At 64.8% G+C, this 14,795-nt stretch carries 17 protein-coding genes; 7 read left to right on the top strand and 10 right to left on the bottom strand.

The genetic code is table 11. The features are described from left to right. Positions 1-44 precede the first annotated feature (44 nt). The 5 genes from ACZ48C_RS10680 to ACZ48C_RS10700 all read right to left on the bottom strand — a co-directional run bounded on the left by ACZ48C_RS10680 (position 45) and on the right by ACZ48C_RS10700 (position 5,598). Entirely contained in the window at positions 45-587 is a 543-nt protein-coding gene (locus tag ACZ48C_RS10680) for an adenine phosphoribosyltransferase (protein WP_313193484.1), read from the bottom strand. Positions 588-696: 109 nt separating this feature from the next. After that, positions 697-1,578 (bottom strand): cytochrome c1, encoded by an 882-nt coding sequence (locus tag ACZ48C_RS10685; protein WP_119257008.1) that lies wholly within the window; start codon positions 1,576-1,578, stop codon positions 697-699. A gap of 26 nt (positions 1,579-1,604) precedes the next feature. Beyond that, positions 1,605-2,873 (bottom strand): cytochrome b, encoded by a 1,269-nt coding sequence (locus ACZ48C_RS10690; RefSeq protein ID WP_119257007.1) that lies wholly within the window; start codon positions 2,871-2,873, stop codon positions 1,605-1,607. Between the two features lie 14 nt (positions 2,874-2,887). Then, positions 2,888-3,466: a ubiquinol-cytochrome c reductase iron-sulfur subunit gene (gene petA, locus ACZ48C_RS10695; protein ID WP_119257006.1), complete on the bottom strand. Its 579-nt coding sequence runs from the start codon at positions 3,464-3,466 to the stop codon at positions 2,888-2,890. 263 nt (positions 3,467-3,729) lie between these two features. Continuing rightward, positions 3,730-5,598 (bottom strand): ABC transporter ATP-binding protein, encoded by a 1,869-nt coding sequence (locus ACZ48C_RS10700; RefSeq protein WP_464781087.1) that lies wholly within the window; start codon positions 5,596-5,598, stop codon positions 3,730-3,732. Positions 5,599-5,712: 114 nt separating this feature from the next. On the opposite strand from ACZ48C_RS10700, the gene ACZ48C_RS10705 reads away from it, so the two are divergent. After that, complete coding sequence (locus tag ACZ48C_RS10705; protein ID WP_464781088.1) at positions 5,713-6,012, top strand: type II toxin-antitoxin system RelE/ParE family toxin; 300 nt, start codon at positions 5,713-5,715, stop codon at positions 6,010-6,012. Position 6,013: 1 nt separating this feature from the next. Then, on the top strand, positions 6,014-6,304 hold the full coding sequence (locus ACZ48C_RS10710; protein WP_119257003.1) for an addiction module antidote protein: 291 nt from the start codon (positions 6,014-6,016) through the stop codon (positions 6,302-6,304). Between the two features lie 40 nt (positions 6,305-6,344). Here ACZ48C_RS10710 and ACZ48C_RS10715 read toward each other — a convergent pair whose 3' ends face one another. After that, positions 6,345-8,201: an ABC transporter ATP-binding protein gene (locus ACZ48C_RS10715; protein WP_464781089.1), complete on the bottom strand. Its 1,857-nt coding sequence runs from the start codon at positions 8,199-8,201 to the stop codon at positions 6,345-6,347. A 349-nt stretch (positions 8,202-8,550) separates the two neighbouring features. On the opposite strand from ACZ48C_RS10715, the gene ACZ48C_RS10720 reads away from it, so the two are divergent. Beyond that, entirely contained in the window at positions 8,551-9,012 is a 462-nt protein-coding gene (locus tag ACZ48C_RS10720) for a tRNA (cytidine(34)-2'-O)-methyltransferase (RefSeq protein ID WP_464781090.1), read from the top strand. A 1-nt stretch (position 9,013) separates the two neighbouring features. Here ACZ48C_RS10720 and ACZ48C_RS10725 read toward each other — a convergent pair whose 3' ends face one another. Further along, a complete protein-coding gene (locus ACZ48C_RS10725) occupies positions 9,014-10,222 on the bottom strand; it encodes an MFS transporter (RefSeq protein WP_464781091.1) in 1,209 nt (402 codons plus the stop codon). Next, positions 10,219-10,791: an NADPH-dependent FMN reductase gene (locus ACZ48C_RS10730; RefSeq protein WP_464781092.1), complete on the bottom strand. Its 573-nt coding sequence runs from the start codon at positions 10,789-10,791 to the stop codon at positions 10,219-10,221. The genes ACZ48C_RS10725 and ACZ48C_RS10730 overlap by 4 nt, the downstream gene beginning before the upstream one ends. Positions 10,792-10,864: 73 nt before the next feature. Between ACZ48C_RS10730 and soxR the strand changes: the two genes are divergently transcribed. Beyond that, positions 10,865-11,335 (top strand): redox-sensitive transcriptional activator SoxR, encoded by a 471-nt coding sequence (gene soxR / locus ACZ48C_RS10735; RefSeq protein WP_119256998.1) that lies wholly within the window; start codon positions 10,865-10,867, stop codon positions 11,333-11,335. Here soxR and ACZ48C_RS10740 read toward each other — a convergent pair. Both ACZ48C_RS10740 and ACZ48C_RS10745 read right to left on the bottom strand, forming a co-directional pair. Next, positions 11,332-12,612, bottom strand: a complete 1,281-nt coding sequence (locus ACZ48C_RS10740) for a hemolysin family protein (RefSeq protein WP_119256997.1) — start codon at positions 12,610-12,612, stop codon at positions 11,332-11,334. The two genes, soxR and ACZ48C_RS10740, sit on opposite strands and share 4 nt — an antisense overlap. Positions 12,613-12,735: 123 nt before the next feature. Next, complete coding sequence (locus ACZ48C_RS10745; protein WP_464781093.1) at positions 12,736-12,993, bottom strand: hypothetical protein; 258 nt, start codon at positions 12,991-12,993, stop codon at positions 12,736-12,738. A gap of 226 nt (positions 12,994-13,219) precedes the next feature. Here ACZ48C_RS10745 and hemF point away from each other — a divergent pair, with 226 nt between their 5' ends. From hemF to ACZ48C_RS10760, 3 genes are all read left to right on the top strand, one after another. Further along, positions 13,220-14,131, top strand: a complete 912-nt coding sequence (hemF, locus tag ACZ48C_RS10750; RefSeq protein ID WP_119256995.1) for an oxygen-dependent coproporphyrinogen oxidase — start codon at positions 13,220-13,222, stop codon at positions 14,129-14,131. Between the two features lie 81 nt (positions 14,132-14,212). Next, entirely contained in the window at positions 14,213-14,464 is a 252-nt protein-coding gene (locus ACZ48C_RS10755) for a hypothetical protein (RefSeq protein ID WP_119256994.1), read from the top strand. Between the two features lie 126 nt (positions 14,465-14,590). After that, entirely contained in the window at positions 14,591-14,782 is a 192-nt protein-coding gene (locus ACZ48C_RS10760; RefSeq protein ID WP_119256993.1) for a DUF1059 domain-containing protein, read from the top strand. Positions 14,783-14,795: the final 13 nt, after the last annotated feature.

Here is a 14,795-nt window from a genome sequence, read left to right on the forward strand (position 1 = left end):
GGGCCGAACACCCCAAACCGATCGAGAGATTCAGACCAACACGCTCAATGCCCGTCGAACGCCACCAGCGTGCGCACCTCGACGCCGAGCGCCTCCAGCTTCCTGCGGCCGCCGATGTCCGGCAGGTCGATGACGAAACAGGCGGCGACGATATCGGCTCCCATCTGGCGCAGAAGCTTGACGGCGGCTTCCGCCGTGCCGCCGGTAGCGATCAGGTCGTCGACGAGGATCACCTTCTCGCCGGGCGTGATGGCGTCCTTGTGCATCTCCATCTCGTCCACGCCGTATTCCAGGCTGTAGGCCACACGCACGGTCTCGTGCGGCAGCTTGCCCTTCTTGCGGATCGGCACGAAGCCGGTCGACAGCTGGTGCGCCATGGCGCCGCCGAGGATGAAGCCGCGCGCCTCGATGCCCGCGACCTTGGCGATGCCGATGCCCGCATAGGGATGCACCAGCTCGTCCACCGCGCGGCGGAAGGCACGCGGATTGCCGAGCAGCGTGGTGATGTCGCGGAACATGATGCCCGGCTTCGGATAATCCGGAATGTTGCGGATCGCGGCGACGAGTTCTTGCTCAAGACTGGACATGGGATTTCCCGACTGCGGAGGGCTTCGCCCGGTTATTGCAGGTGCATGCGCACCCCACAACAAAAAAGGCGGCCCGAAGGCCGCCTTTTCGACAGAGCGGAAAGGCCGCTCAGTGTTCCTTGTTCGCGTAGACCGACTTCTTCGTCAGGTAGATCAGGCCGGTGAAGATCACCAGGAAGACCATGACCATGAAGCCGGTGCGCTTGCGCTCTTCCAGGTGCGGCTCGGCGGCCCACATCAGGAAGGAAGCGACGTCGCGGGCATACTGATCGACCGTCTGCGGCGAGCCGTCGTCATAGGTGACTTGGTCGTCGGAGATCGGCTTTGCCATCGCAAGCGCGGCGGCTCCGGCGAAATACGGGTTGTAGTGCGTGCCTTCCGCGAGTTCGATATTCGCCGGCTTCTCTTCGTCGTAACCGGTCAGCAGCGAGTAGATATAGTCCGGCCCGCCTTCCTGGTACTGGGTGAAGATGTCGAAGACGAACTGCGGGAAGCCGCGGGTGATGCCGCGTGCCTTGGCGAGCAGCGACATGTCCGGCGGAGCCGCGCCATTGTTCGAGGCGGCGGCCGCCTCGTGGTTGGCGTAGGGCGACGGGAAGTGGTCGGACGGGATGGCCTTGCGGGTGAACATCTCACCGTCCGCGTTCGGGCCGTCCTGCACTTCGTAGTTCGCCGCGAAGGCCTTCACCTGCGCCTCGGAGTAGCCAAGGCCTTCCAGCGTGCGGAAGGACACCAGGCTCATCGAGTGACAGGCCGAGCAGACTTCGGTGTAGACCTTCAGGCCGCGCTGGAGCTGGCCCTTGTCATACTTGCCGAAGGGACCGGCGAAGGTCCAGCTCTGCTGCTTCGGGTGGTGGATCGGGTAATGCGGCGTGGCGTGTTCCGCTTCCGCACCGCCGGCAGCCGCGTGGTCTTCCTGCGCCGTGGCGAGGGAGACGCCGAGGCCGGCGACGAGGGCGAGCGACAGAATGCCTGCAACAAGCTTTTTCATTGTCATGGTTCCTTTCGTCGCTCGTCTCAGGCCTTGGCCAGCTTTGCGTTCTTCTTTTCCAGAACCGCTTCCGTGATCGAATTCGGAATGCGCTTCGGGGTTTCGATCAGGCCGAGGAGCGGCATGAGGACGATGAAGAAGCCGAAGTAGTAGAGCGTGCCGAGCTGGGAAAGGACGACGTAGATGCCTTCAGCAGGCTGTGCGCCGAGCCAGCCGAGCATGATGGCGTTCGCCACGAAGATCCAGAAGAACAGCTTGTACCACGGGCGGTAGACGGCGGAGCGAACCTTGGAGGTGTCGAGCCACGGCAGGAAGAACAGCACGATGATCGCGCCGAACATCACGAGGACGCCGCCGAGCTTCGAGTCGATCGGGCCGACATTGAAGGTGATGGCGCGCAGCATCGCGTAGAACGGCAGGTAGTACCATTCCGGAACGATGTGAGCCGGGGTCTTCAGCGGATCCGCCGGAATGTAGTTGTCCGGGTGGCCGAGATAGTTCGGCATGTAGAAGATGAACCAGGCGAAGACGATCAGGAAGACCGAGACGCCGAGGGCGTCCTTCAGCGTCGCATAGGGCGTGAAGGCGACCGTGTCGGTCTTGGACTTCACCTCGACGCCGGTCGGGTTCGTCTGGCCGGTGACGTGCAGCGCCCAGACGTGCAGGACGACGACGCCGGCGATCATGAACGGCAGCAGGTAGTGCAGCGAGAAGAAGCGGTTCAGCGTCGGGTTGTCGACCGCGAAGCCGCCGAGCAGGAACTGCTGGATCCACTCGCCGACCCACGGGAAGGCCGAGAAGAAGCCGGTGATGACCGTCGCGCCCCAGAAGGACATCTGGCCCCAGGGCAGAACGTAGCCCATGAAGCCGGTGGCCATCATGAGCAGGTAGATCACCACGCCAAGGATCCAGAGGATTTCGCGCGGCGCCTTGTAGGAGCCGTAGTAGAGGCCGCGGGCGATATGCAGATAGACCGCGATGAAGAAGAAGGATGCGCCGTTGGCGTGCATGTAGCGCAGCAGCCAGCCGTGGTTCACGTCGCGCATGATCTTCTCGACCGAGTTGAACGCGACGGTCGTTTCGGCGGCGTAGTGCATGGCCAGAACGATGCCGGTCAGGATCTGCACGATCAGCATCACCGACAGCATGGCGCCGAAGGTGTAGGCATAGTTCAGGTTGCGCGGAACCGGATAGGAAACGAAGCTGTCATGGATCATGCGCGGCAGAGGCAGGCGCGAATCGACCCATTTTTCGATGCCAGTCGTCGGCTGGTAGGTTGAATGTTCAGCACTCATTATCAGTAGTCCCCTCAACCGATCTTGATGACTGTGTCGGAAATGAACGAGAAGGTCGGCACGGCGAGGTTCTGCGGCGCCGGACCCTTACGGATACGACCGGCAGTGTCATAGTGCGAACCGTGGCAGGGACAGAACCATCCGCCGAAGTCGCCGGCCTGGCCAAGCGGAATACAGCCGAGGTGCGTGCACACGCCGACCATGATGATCCAGTTTTCCCGGCTTTCCCCGGCCGAGCGGTCGAGGTCGGTCGCCTGCGCGTCGGCCGCGATGTTGGCATTGCGGGCAACCGGGTCCTTGAGGTCGGCAAGCGCGACGGCCTTGGCTTCCTCGACTTCCTTGTCCGTGCGGTTGCGGATGAAGACGGGCTTGCCGCGCCACTTGACGGTCAGCGACATGCCGGGCGTCAGGCTGGAGACGTCGACTTCGATGGCGCCGAGCGCCAGCGTCGATGCATCCGGGCGCATCTGGTCGATGAACGGCCAGGCAACCGCCACGCCGCCCACGACGCCCGCCATGCCGGTGGCCAGGTAAAGGAAGTCGCGGCGAGTGGGCTCGCCCAGGGATTCGCTTGTTGTCTCGTGTTCGCTCACGGCTAAACCATCCTCTCACGCAATGTCTGCGGAAACCGCAACGCCCCTTTGGAAACCGGCAAGATCCGGACACAATACGGCCATAGATTCCCCGTCAATCCGGCGCGTTCTATGCTTGATCGCAAATTATGTCCAGCCTTGGCAAGAGGAGGTGGGCACATTGTCGCGGGAAAAACGGGGCATCTTGACAAGCCGCAGGCATCGCCTTGAACCTCCAGCGCTTCCGGCTTGAAAAAGCGAGGGAAAAACGACGCTTGGCGTCGCTATTGCGCCGCCGCCTCGTGGCCGAGGAAACCGCCCGACTGGCGCGACCAGAGATCCGCATAGAGCCCGCCCCGCGCCACCAGCTCGCCATGCGTACCCTCCTCCACGATGCGGCCGTGATCGAGCACGATCAGCCGGTCGAGCGCGGCGATGGTGGACAGGCGATGGGCGATGGCGAGCACCGTCTTGCCGCGCATCAGCCGCTCCAGGTTCGACTGGATGGCGGCCTCCACCTCCGAATCGAGCGCCGAGGTCGCCTCGTCGAGCACGAGGATCGGCGCATCCTTCAGCATGACGCGGGCGATGGCGATGCGCTGGCGCTGGCCGCCGGAGAGCTTGACGCCGCGCTCGCCGACATGGGCGTCATAGCCCCTGCGGCCGCGCTGGTCTTCCAGCGCGAGGATGAAATCGTGCGCCTCGGCCTTGCGCGCCGCCTCGATCATCTCCGCCTCGCTGGCATCCGGATTGCCGAAGAGGATGTTGTCGCGGATCGAGCGATGAAGCAGCGCCGTATCCTGGCTGACCATGCCGATATTGGCGCGCAGGCTCTCCTGCGTGACGGCGGCGATGTCCTCGCCCCCGACGAGGATGCGCCCATCTTCAAGGTCGTAGAAGCGTAGCAGCAGATTGACGAGCGTCGACTTGCCCGCGCCCGACCGCCCGACGATGCCGACCTTCTCGCCCGGCCGGATCGACAGCGAGAGATCGTCGATGACGCCCGAGGGGCGGCCGTAGTGGAAACGGACGTTCTCGAAGCGGATCTCCGGCCGCGCGACCGTCAGCGTGGCCGCGTCCGGCCGGTCGACGAGGCCGATCGGCTGGGAGATGAGGTCGGCCGAATTCTGGATCGTGCCGATATTGCGCATGATGCTGTTGAGCTGCGTCATCAGGCGGTTGAGCAGGAAATTGAGCCGCAGCACCAGCGCCATGGTGAAGGCGACGGCGCCCGAGCTGATGATGCCGCCGAGCCAGAGATGGATGCACAGCACCGCCATGCCGGCGATCATCAGCCCGGAAAGGAAGGCGAGCGAGGCGCGCAGCGACGTCAGGAGCCGCGTGAAGGCGAGGATCGTGCCCTGGAACGTATCGAAGCCGCTGCGCATGTAGCGGTCGTTCGCCTCGTCGCGGCCGAAGAGCTTCAGGGTCTGGATATTGGAATAGGCATCGACCATGCGCCCGCTGATCATCGAGGCGGCCTCCGCCGAAAGGCGCGAATGCTCGCGAATGCGCGGCACGAAATAGCGCGCCAGCACCGCGAAGATCGCCAGCCAGACGAAGAGGACCGCCGCCAGCCTGAGGTCGAGCTGGCCGAGCAGCACGAGCGTCGAGGCCGTGTAGATCGTCACGAACCAGATGCTCTCCATGAAGGAGGTGATGACATCGCCCGTCGCCTGCCCTGCCGACCAGACCTTGGTGACGATGCGGCCGGAAAAATCGTTCTGGAAGAAGGAGAGCGACTGGCGCGCGACATGCACATAGGACTGCCAGCGCACCAGATTGTAGAAGCCGGGGGTAATGACCTGCTGGTCGACGAGCGCCGTCAGGAAAGCGACGACGAAGCGCACGACGCCGATGAGGCCGAGCATCAGCAACAGCTCCGTCCCGTGCGCGGCAAGAAGCCCGCCCCACCCCTCGCCCGGCTTCACCGTCGCCAGCATGTCGACGAGCCGCCCGACGAACCAGAACGTCGCCGCCTCGATCCCCGCCGTGATGCCGCCCAGCACCAGCAGCGCCGCGAACGGCGCCTTGGCCTGGCGCACATAGAACCAGACGAAGGCAAAGAGCCCCTGCGGCGGCCGCAGGTCATCCCGCCGCGCGAAGGGCTGTATCCAGTTCTCGAAGAAGGAGAAAAGCGGCCGGAAGATCATGCCCCCGATATAGGCCGTTTTGCACGGCGGGCAAATTAAAGATCGGCAAGGTATGGGGCCTGATCGCGCAGGACCTTGATCTTCAAGGATTGTAATATTAAAGTTACAACCTTCATGGCGATCCTGATCAGGCAGACGGACACATTTCGCAAATGGGAGCGCGCCCTCGGCGATCCGAAAGCGCAAGCCTTGATCGCCGCCCGCCTGAACCGCATCGCCTACGGTCTCCCCGGCGACGTCAAATCCGTTGGCGACGGCGTCAGCGAAATCCGCGTTCACTACGGACCGGGATACCGCATCTACTTCACGCGCAGAGGCAACGAGATCATCGTGCTGCTTTGCGGCGGCGACAAGGGTTCACAAAGACGGGATATCGCGGCTGCCAAGGTGCTCGCATCTCAATTGGACGACTGACATGAGCAAGGCACTACACATCTACGATCCGGCAGAAGCCCTCACGTCCGACGAGGCCATCGACGTCTTCATGAAGGACGCCTTCGAGAGCGGGGACGCGGGATATATCGCACACGCCCTCGGCGTCGTCGCCCGCGCGAAGGGCATGAGCAAGATAGCCGAGGAAACGGGTCTGGCACGGGAAGCGCTCTATCGGTCGCTTGCCAGCGACGGCAACCCGACCCTCAAATCCATGCTGACGATCATGCATGCGCTGGGGCTCGAACTCACGTCGAAGCGTACCGGCACATGAGGAAGGCATCCCCGCCGATCCGGCGGGGATGCCTTGATCTTCACTCCGCCGCCGCGTCCGCCTCGGCCGTGTCGTCGGCGATGAAGCCGCCGGACTGGCGGGTCCACAGGTCGGCATAGATGCCGCCGTTGGCGACCAGCTCGGCATGGGTGCCCATCTCGCGGATGCGGCCCTTGTCGAGCACGACGAGGCGGTCCATCTCGGTCAGCGTCGAGAGGCGGTGGGCGATGGCGATGACCGTCTTGCCTTCCATGAGGGCGAAGAGGTTTTCCTGGATCGCCGCCTCGACCTCGGAATCGAGCGCCGAGGTCGCCTCGTCCAGCACCAGGATCGGCGCGTCCTTCAGGAAGACACGGGCGATCGCGATGCGCTGGCGCTGGCCGCCGGAGAGCTTCACGCCGCGCTCGCCGACCTGCGCGTCGAGGCCGGAGCGACCCTGCTGGTCGCTGAGGCTCTCGATGAAGTCCCAGGCATTGGCCCGCCTTGCCGCCTCGATGATCTCCGCGTCGCTCGCATCCGGCTTGCCATAGGCGATGTTGTCGCGGATCGAGCGGTGGAGCAGCGAGGTATCCTGCGTCACCACGCCGATCTGCGAGCGCAGGCTGTCCTGCGTCACCGTCGCGATATCCTTGCCGTCGATGGTGATCCTGCCGGATTCGAGATCGTAGAACCGCAGCAGCACGTTCATCAGCGTCGTCTTGCCGGCGCCGGAACGGCCGACGAGGCCGACCTTCTCGCCCGCCCCGATATTGAGCGACAGATCCTCGATCACACCCTTGTTCTTGCCGTAGTGGAAGCGGATGCGGTCGAAGCCGATGGCGCCCCTGGCGGCCGGCAGTGCCGGAGCCTGCGGCTCGTCCTCGATGTCGTGCGGCTTGGTCATCATGCCCATGCCGTCATAGACCGTGCCGATATTCTCGAAGAGCGCGGTCACTTCCCACATCACCCATTGCGACATGCCGTTGATGCGCATGGAAAGGCCGACGGCAACGGCGACGGCACCCACCGTCACATCGCCCGCCATCCAGAAATGGATGCCGACGGCGGCGGTCAGGAACATCGCGACGACATTGTTGAGGTCGATCAGGATGTTGAACCGCGTGATGAGGCGCATCTGCCTGTGCACGGTCTGCAGGAAGCCGTCCATGCCCTCGCGGGCATAGGTCTCCTCCCGGCCGGCATGCGAGAACAGCTTGACGGTCGCGATGTTGGTGTAGCTGTCGACGATGCGGCCCGTCATCATCGAGCGCGCATCCGCCTGCTCGCGCGAAACCACCATCAGCTTCGGCACGAAGTAGCGCAGGATGCTCACATAGAAGACGAACCACACGACCAGCGGCACGACGAGCCGCAGGTCCGCCGAGGCGATGATCGCGATCATCGAGATGAAATAGCTCACCACATAGATGAAGACGTCGATGATCTTCATCACCGTCTCGCGCACGGCGAGCGCCGTCTGCATCACCTTCGTCGAGACGCGGCCAGCGAACTCGTTGGAGAAGAAGGTCATGCTCTGGCGGATCAGGTAGCGATGCATCTGCCAGCGGGCGATCATCGGGAAATTGCCCGCGAGCGCCTGGTGCATTGTCATGGTATGCAGCGCGCCGAAGCCCGGGATGAGGACGAGCAGAAGCACGGCCATCCAGACCAGCGTGCCGCTCTCGCGGGCAAGGAAGGTGCCCGGATCGCCCGCGGACAGCCAGTCGACGATATTGCCGAGGAACTGGAAGAGCAGGACTTCGGCAATGCCGAGCACCATCGAGCAGAAGCCGAGCACGAAAAGCCACGGCGCCGCGGGGCGCGTATAGTGCCAAAGGAAGGCGAAAAGCCCCTTGGGCGGAAGCGAGGGCGCCTCCGCGGGATAGGGATTCAAACGTCTTTCGAACCAGCCGAACATGGCTTTCTCCGTAATAGAAAGGCGGAACCGGCACGGACGGCGCAAAACGGGCGCTGTCGGGAACGAGGTTCCGGTAAATTTGCCGCGGTGACGAAAAACGTCACACGGCGATTTGAACTGAAGGCAATCTGGGAATCCGGGCGGCGAAATGCCTAAGCGAGAAGAGGCGTGATTCCAGCCGGGAGGCGTAGCCGATGCTTGTTATTCATCATGATCCTCCTTCTTTCTCGCGTTGCAGATGGCTTCTGGTTAACCCGGAATGACGCAATTTTCCAGACACTTTGTCGCAAATTCGCATCTGAGGCCAATTCTGTTGCCTTGCCGCCACATCTCCATTAGGCGACAGGCCATGTCCGACCTGCGCATCGCCCTCTACCAGCCCGACATCGCCGGCAATACCGGCACGATCCTGCGTTTCGCCGCCTGCCTCGGCCTCACCGTCGACATCATCGAGCCGGCGGGCTTCGACATTTCCGACCGCAGCCTGAAGCGGGCCGGCATGGATTATCTCGCCGCTGTGACGCTGACGCGGCATGTCAGCTGGGACCGCTTCGAGGAATGGCGGGCGGCGAGCGGCCGCCGGCTCGTGCTCGCCTCGACGAGGGCGGCGGGCCTCTATACGGCTTTCGCCTACCGGCCGGACGACGTCCTGCTCTTCGGCCGCGAAAGCGCCGGCGTGCCGGACCGCGTGCACGAGACGGCGGACGGCCGGGTGCTCATTCCCATGATCGAGGGCCAGCGCTCGATCAACGTCGCGCTCTCCGCCGCCATGATCTGCGGCGAGGCGCTGCGCCAGACGGGCTTTGCCTGACCTAGCCATCGCCCGACCGCGCCGGCCGCGCGGCGAAGGCGACGAGGCCGATTGCCAGCACCACTGCTCCGACGAGCCCATAGGCGCCTCCGTATCCGAAGCGGCCGATCAGCGGCTGCGAGACGATGGGCGAGAGGAACTGGCCGGCGAAGATGCTGGAGACGAGCAGCCCCGACACGCGCCCGCGCAGGGCGGGCGGCGCCAACAGCATCGCGGCCGCGGCGAAATTCGGCATGATCGTGCCCATGCAGATGCCCGAGACTGCCATGGCCATAAGCACGCCGGCATAGCTCTCCACCATCGACAACAGGAGGAAGGAAAGCCCGGCGGATGCGAAGCCGAGGCCGAAGACACCCATGATTCCCAGCCGGCGCCTGAAGGGCGCGAAGGCGAGCGCGCTCGCCACGCCGACGAGCTGCCCCGCGCCGATGGCCGTGCCCGCAAGGCTCGGCGCGGCAAAGCCGAGGCGCTCCAGATGGAAGGGCAGTTGCGTGGGGATCATGTAGAAGGCGATCATGTTGACCGCAGCCGCAAGGAAGAGGAGGCCGAGCAGCGCCGCCCTTCGCCCGCCGAGCCTCGCCTCCCCCGCCGTCGCCCCTGCCCGGCGCACGCGCTGCGGCTCCGGCAGGAAGGCCAGCGCCGCCGGCAAGAGCAGGATCGCCGCCGTATAGATGAGGAACGGCCCGCGCCAGTGGATTTCCGCAAGGAAGCCGCCACCCGTCAGGAAGATCGTCCCGCCGATGCCGACGAAGGCCTGTTGCAGGCCCATATAGCGGTCGCGCGCCAGCCCCTGGAAGAAGTCGCCGACCAGCGCCGTCGTCGCCGTCATGATGCCGCCGACGGCAATGCCGAGCACCGCCCGGCCGGCAAGAAGGCCGGGCAGCGTATCGAGCACCAGCCCGGAGGCGCCCGCGACGGAAAAGAGCGCGAGGGAGGCGAGCAGCAGGGGCTTGCGTCCGAAGCGGTCGACGAGAAAGCCCGCGGCCGGCGAGAACAGCGCGATGAACACCGCCGGCAGCGTCAGCACGAGCCGGCTGAGCAGCGCGACGTTCTCCACCTCGGCGAACCGCGCCGCGATGCCCGGCAGCGAGGCGGAGATCGTCGCGCCGGACATGATGGTGAGCGTGCTGACGAAAAGCAGCGTCGCGTTGCGCCGGTATTCCTCCGGCGAGCGGGCGACCTCGGCCGTCGCGTAATGATCGGGCCTCATGCCGCAACCTCGTCGTAGCGCGTCGCGATGCGCGCCGCCTTCAGCGCGTTGGCCCACCAGGTCAGCCGCTTCATCAGCATGGCGAGCTGGCCGTTGAGCTGGCCGGGGCGGAACGGGTTGCCGGCGGGATCGAACTGCGTCCAGGCATGGGGAAGGCTCACCGTGTCGCGGATCGCCACGGCATGAAGCTCGGCGAAGACCAGCCGCAACTGCTCCACTGCCCTGAGCCCGCCCGAGACGCCGCCATAGGAAACGAAGGCGATGGGCTTGGCGTGCCAGGGCCGGAAGCAGCAATCGATGATCGCCTTCAACGCCGCCGGATAGGCGTGATTGTATTCCGGCGTGACGATCAGGAAGGCGTCCGCCTGCAGGATCAGGCTTTCGACCCGCTCCGCCGAGGGCTCGTCGAGGCCTCCGGGCGTGAAGGCCAGTTCTGCCGGGTCGATGCGGATGACGTCGTATTGGCCGAACCCGGCAAGCTCCGGCTCGAGCCACCCCGCGATCGTATCGGCAAAGCGCCCTTGCCGGCCGCTGCCATAGATGAGGGCGATGGTCAGTCTGTCTGTCATGCGGTTTCGCTCCGTGTTGGAAAATCAGGGAGCGGCTGGTATAAAACCTCAAGTAAAGTTGAGGTCAACAGCCATGACGGAAAAATGTCCGAACGATGCCATGCCGCGCGAGCTCAGCGTCGGCGAAGTCGCCGAACGCAGCGGTGTCGCGGTTTCCACATTGCATTTCTACGAGACGAAGGGGCTGATCCGCAGCCAGCGCAACCGCGGCAACCAGCGGCGCTATCCGCGCAGCATCCTGCGCCGCGTCGCGGTGATCAAGGTTGCCCAGCGCACCGGCATTCCGCTGGCCGAGATCGCCGATGCGCTCTCCGTGCTGCCGCACGACCGGCCGCTTACCGCGCAGGACTGGCGAAAGCTCTCGCAGACCTGGCGCACATTTCTGGACGACCGCATCGCGCGGCTAACGAAGCTGCGCAACCAGCTCGACGGCTGCATCGGCTGCGGCTGCCTTTCGATGCGCGAATGCCCGCTGCGCAATCCGCTGGATACGCTGGCGGCGGAAGGCCCGGGCCCGAGACTGCTCGAGCCCGATCCGGCTTAATCGAGCCGCGAGGCGAGAAGCTTGTCGACGCGCCGGCCGTCCATGTCGACCACCTCGAAGCGCCAGCCCTGGGTTTCGGTGATCTCGCCGGTCTTCGGCAGCTTCTGGAGCGACTCGATGACGAGGCCGGCGGCCGTCTGGTAGCTGCGGCGGGCCGGCAGGGTCAGGCCGAGGCGGTCGGCCATCTCATCGATGGGCATGGAGCCCGCGATGAGCCAGGAGCCGTCCTCGCGCTGCACCGCATATTCGTCGTCGCCTTCCTCGATATCGGCGCGGAACACGCCGGCAATCGCCTCCAGCACGTCGGCGGGGGTGATGATCCCCTCGAAGTGACCGTATTCGTCGTGGACGAGCAGGATCGGCATTTCCGAATTGCGCAGCGCCTCCAGCACGCGCATCGCATCCATCGTGTCGGGCACGATGGGCGCCGGGCGGACGAAGGAGCGGATGTCGAGCGGCTGGCCGGTCAGCATGGCGGAGAGCATCTCGCGCTTTTGCACGATGCCGACGATGGTCTCCGGCCCGCCATCGGCGACCGGCATGCGCGAATGCGGGCTTTCGGTGAGCTGCTGGCGGATCTCTTCCATCGTATCGCCGAGATCGATCCAGTCGACGTCGTTGCGCGGCGTCATGAGGCCGCGCGCCTCGCGGTCGGAAAAGCGCATGACGCCGGCGATCATCAGCTTCTCGCCGCCCTCGATGACGCCGGCGGCCTCGGCTTCGGCGACGATGGTCTTGATCTCCTCGTCGGTGACGACGCTTTCGGAGACCTCGTGCTGGCCGAGCAGGCGGAAGATCACCCGTGTCGAGGCGTCCAGCACCCAGACGGCCGGCGCGCCGATCTTGGACATCAGCGACATGGCCGGCGCGACCAGCGTCGCGAAGCGCTCGGGGTTCTTCAGCGCGATTTGCTTGGGCACCAGCTCGCCGATGACGACCGACAGGAAGGTGATGACGAAGATGACGATACCGTAGCCGAGCGGGTCGGCGAGCCAGTCCGGCACGCCCTCGGCAAAGAGGATGTCACGCAGACGCCCGCCGAGCGCGGCACCGGAGAAGGCGCCGGCCAGGATGCCGATGAGTGTGATGCCGATCTGGACGGTGGAGAGGAATTTCCCGGGGTTTTCCGCAAGCTTCAGCGCCGACGCGGCGCCGCGCGAGCCCTGGGCGGCCATGGTCTTGAGGCGCGGCTTGCGCGAGGAAACGATGGAAAGTTCGGAAAGGGCAAAAACCCCGTTCAGGAGAATGAGGAAGACAGCGATCGCGAGTTCGAACAAGGACTATGAGCCGTGCTTGAGAACCGCAACGGCGCCTTTCTGTTGATGACGATGGCCGCAAGATAGGGGCGCGCGGGTTCGCCGTCAATCGAGCTTGCCGATCACGCTGTCGTCAGGTCCGCCTCAATCGGCGCTCGGCAGCCGGCGCATGGTGAATTCGATGCGGTCGCCCTCCAGCATCCGCCAGCTTTCCACCTCCGTCCAGTAGGCGGCCTTCGGCCAGAGATCGAACCATTCGCGCGCCTTATCCCGCGCCGCCTGCCGCTCGAGGCAGAAGGTCTCGCGCACGAAATGCCCCTCGCCGCGAAAGGGCTTTTCGCGGCGGCGGCGCTCGATCTGGCACCTCAGACCTTCGAGGGGCGGTCCCGGAATGCGCGCCATGCAGGTTTCCTCCAGGGCGGATCCGGCGCTTGCATCCGAAGCCGCGTGAAACGTCTTGCTGCACTTTCAATAAAGGAAGATAGGCCAGCGCCTGCCCTTTTGCGAGTCCTGCGCCGGGCGCTCATTTCGCCCCCGCGGTTGCAAAAAAGGGCAAAGTTAACGACTGTGGCCGAAATGCGATTCGGCGGCGCGGCCGCCAGCGGGAAACATCCCAGCGGGAAATATCATGGAACGACCAGACCTGCCGAAGGGCCTGCCCGAGGACATCGAAGACAAGAAGGCCATGGCGCGCGCCTGGTTCGAGCAGTTGCGCAACGCCATCTGCGCCAGCTTCGAGGCCCTCGAGGACGAGCTGGAAGGCCCCCTCTCCGACCTGCCGCCCGGCCGTTTCGTCGGCAAGGACTGGCTGCGCGAGGGCGGCGAAGGCGGCGGCGGGCGCATGTCGATGATGGAAGGCCGCGTCTTCGAAAAGGTCGGCGTCCATACATCGACGGTCCATGGCGAGTTCTCGCCGGAATTCCGCAGCCAGATTCCCGGCGCGAGCGAAGACCCGCGCTTCTGGGCATCCGGCATCTCGCTGATCGCCCATCCGGTGAACCCCAACGTGCCGGCCGTGCACATGAACACCCGCATGGTCGTCACCACCAGCCGCTGGTTCGGCGGCGGCGCGGACCTGACGCCGGTGCTCGACCGCCGCCGCGTGATGAGCGACCCGGACACCGCCCTCTTCCACAAGGCGATGGAGATTGCCTGCAACCGCCACCCCGTCGCCGACCATGCGAAGTTCAAGGACTGGTGCGACGAGTATTTCTTCCTCAAGCACCGGAACGAGCCGCGCGGCACCGGCGGCATCTTCTACGACTGGCTGCACTCGCCGGAAGAGCTCGGCGGCTGGAATGCCGACTTCGCCTTCACGCAGGATGTCGGCCGCGCCTTCGCCATGGTCTATCCGAAGATCGTTCGCTCCAACTTCAACAAGGGCTGGACGGAGGAGGACCGCGACGAGCAGCTCGTGCGGCGCGGGCGCTATGTCGAGTTCAACCTGCTCTACGACCGGGGAACGATCTTCGGCCTGAAGACGGGCGGAAACGTCGATTCCATCCTCTCCTCCATGCCCCCGGTGGTGCGCTGGCCGTGAGCCGCTAGCGCGCTTGTGATTACGGTTTGCCTTTCCTCGGTGGTACGATGCTTCCAGCATGATTCCACGGAGGAGGCAGTCATGATCAATAAGATGCAAGACGCAGTGCATTCGGGCCTCGACCCGCAATCCGCCGATTTTCTCGACCGTTACGCCGAAACCATCCGCGCCGAGAGCGGCATGGACCTGCCGCATGCCTATTTCGTCGAGGAGGCCCGGCTGCGGCTTTCCCGTGAAAACGTCCACACCATCGCCGGGCGCAGGGCAAGGCCCGAGCCGCTCGGCTCGTCCGCCTGCTTCGACTGCTGGGCCAGGGACGAGGACGCCGCCTGACGGCGTGGAACCGGACGCAAGCTTTGCCGTTTCCGAAGACGGCCGACACGGTCGCGGACCCGTCGCGGTTTGGCCGGAACGGCCTCATCTGCTATACTCGTCCCGTTGAAACGACAGGAGATAGTCATGAGACTTTTTGAATGCGGTTCACTCGTCCCCGGATGCGACTGGCATACGCGCGCCCATGACGACGCCGAAGTCGTCCGCCGCGCGGTGGAGCACATGCGCACGGCCCATGGCGAAACCACCATCCGGGAAAGCATGGTCGAGCACATCAAGGAACGCATCGTCGACGAAAAGGCGGCGGATGCCGCCTGACGGAGGGAGGGCG

Source organism: Shinella sp. 1A1, from assembly GCF_055379515.1.

Coding starts and splice junctions, on each gene's coding strand:
- ACZ48C_RS10760 (WP_119256993.1), top strand. CDS start 14,591: ATGAGACTTTTTGAATGCGGTTCACTCGTCCCCGGATGCGACTGGCAT.
- ACZ48C_RS10685 (WP_119257008.1), bottom strand. CDS start 1,578: ATGAAAAAGCTTGTTGCAGGCATTCTGTCGCTCGCCCTCGTCGCCGGC.
- ACZ48C_RS10755 (WP_119256994.1), top strand. CDS start 14,213: ATGATCAATAAGATGCAAGACGCAGTGCATTCGGGCCTCGACCCGCAA.
- ACZ48C_RS10690 (WP_119257007.1), bottom strand. CDS start 2,873: ATGAGTGCTGAACATTCAACCTACCAGCCGACGACTGGCATCGAAAAA.
- ACZ48C_RS10680 (WP_313193484.1), bottom strand. CDS start 587: ATGTCCAGTCTTGAGCAAGAACTCGTCGCCGCGATCCGCAACATTCCG.
- soxR (WP_119256998.1), top strand. CDS start 10,865: ATGACGGAAAAATGTCCGAACGATGCCATGCCGCGCGAGCTCAGCGTC.
- hemF (WP_119256995.1), top strand. CDS start 13,220: ATGGAACGACCAGACCTGCCGAAGGGCCTGCCCGAGGACATCGAAGAC.
- ACZ48C_RS10715 (WP_464781089.1), bottom strand. CDS start 8,201: ATGTTCGGCTGGTTCGAAAGACGTTTGAATCCCTATCCCGCGGAGGCG.
- ACZ48C_RS10745 (WP_464781093.1), bottom strand. CDS start 12,993: ATGGCGCGCATTCCGGGACCGCCCCTCGAAGGTCTGAGGTGCCAGATC.
- ACZ48C_RS10710 (WP_119257003.1), top strand. CDS start 6,014: ATGAGCAAGGCACTACACATCTACGATCCGGCAGAAGCCCTCACGTCC.
- ACZ48C_RS10720 (WP_464781090.1), top strand. CDS start 8,551: ATGTCCGACCTGCGCATCGCCCTCTACCAGCCCGACATCGCCGGCAAT.
- ACZ48C_RS10700 (WP_464781087.1), bottom strand. CDS start 5,598: ATGATCTTCCGGCCGCTTTTCTCCTTCTTCGAGAACTGGATACAGCCC.
- ACZ48C_RS10725 (WP_464781091.1), bottom strand. CDS start 10,222: ATGAGGCCCGATCATTACGCGACGGCCGAGGTCGCCCGCTCGCCGGAG.
- ACZ48C_RS10730 (WP_464781092.1), bottom strand. CDS start 10,791: ATGACAGACAGACTGACCATCGCCCTCATCTATGGCAGCGGCCGGCAA.
- ACZ48C_RS10705 (WP_464781088.1), top strand. CDS start 5,713: ATGGCGATCCTGATCAGGCAGACGGACACATTTCGCAAATGGGAGCGC.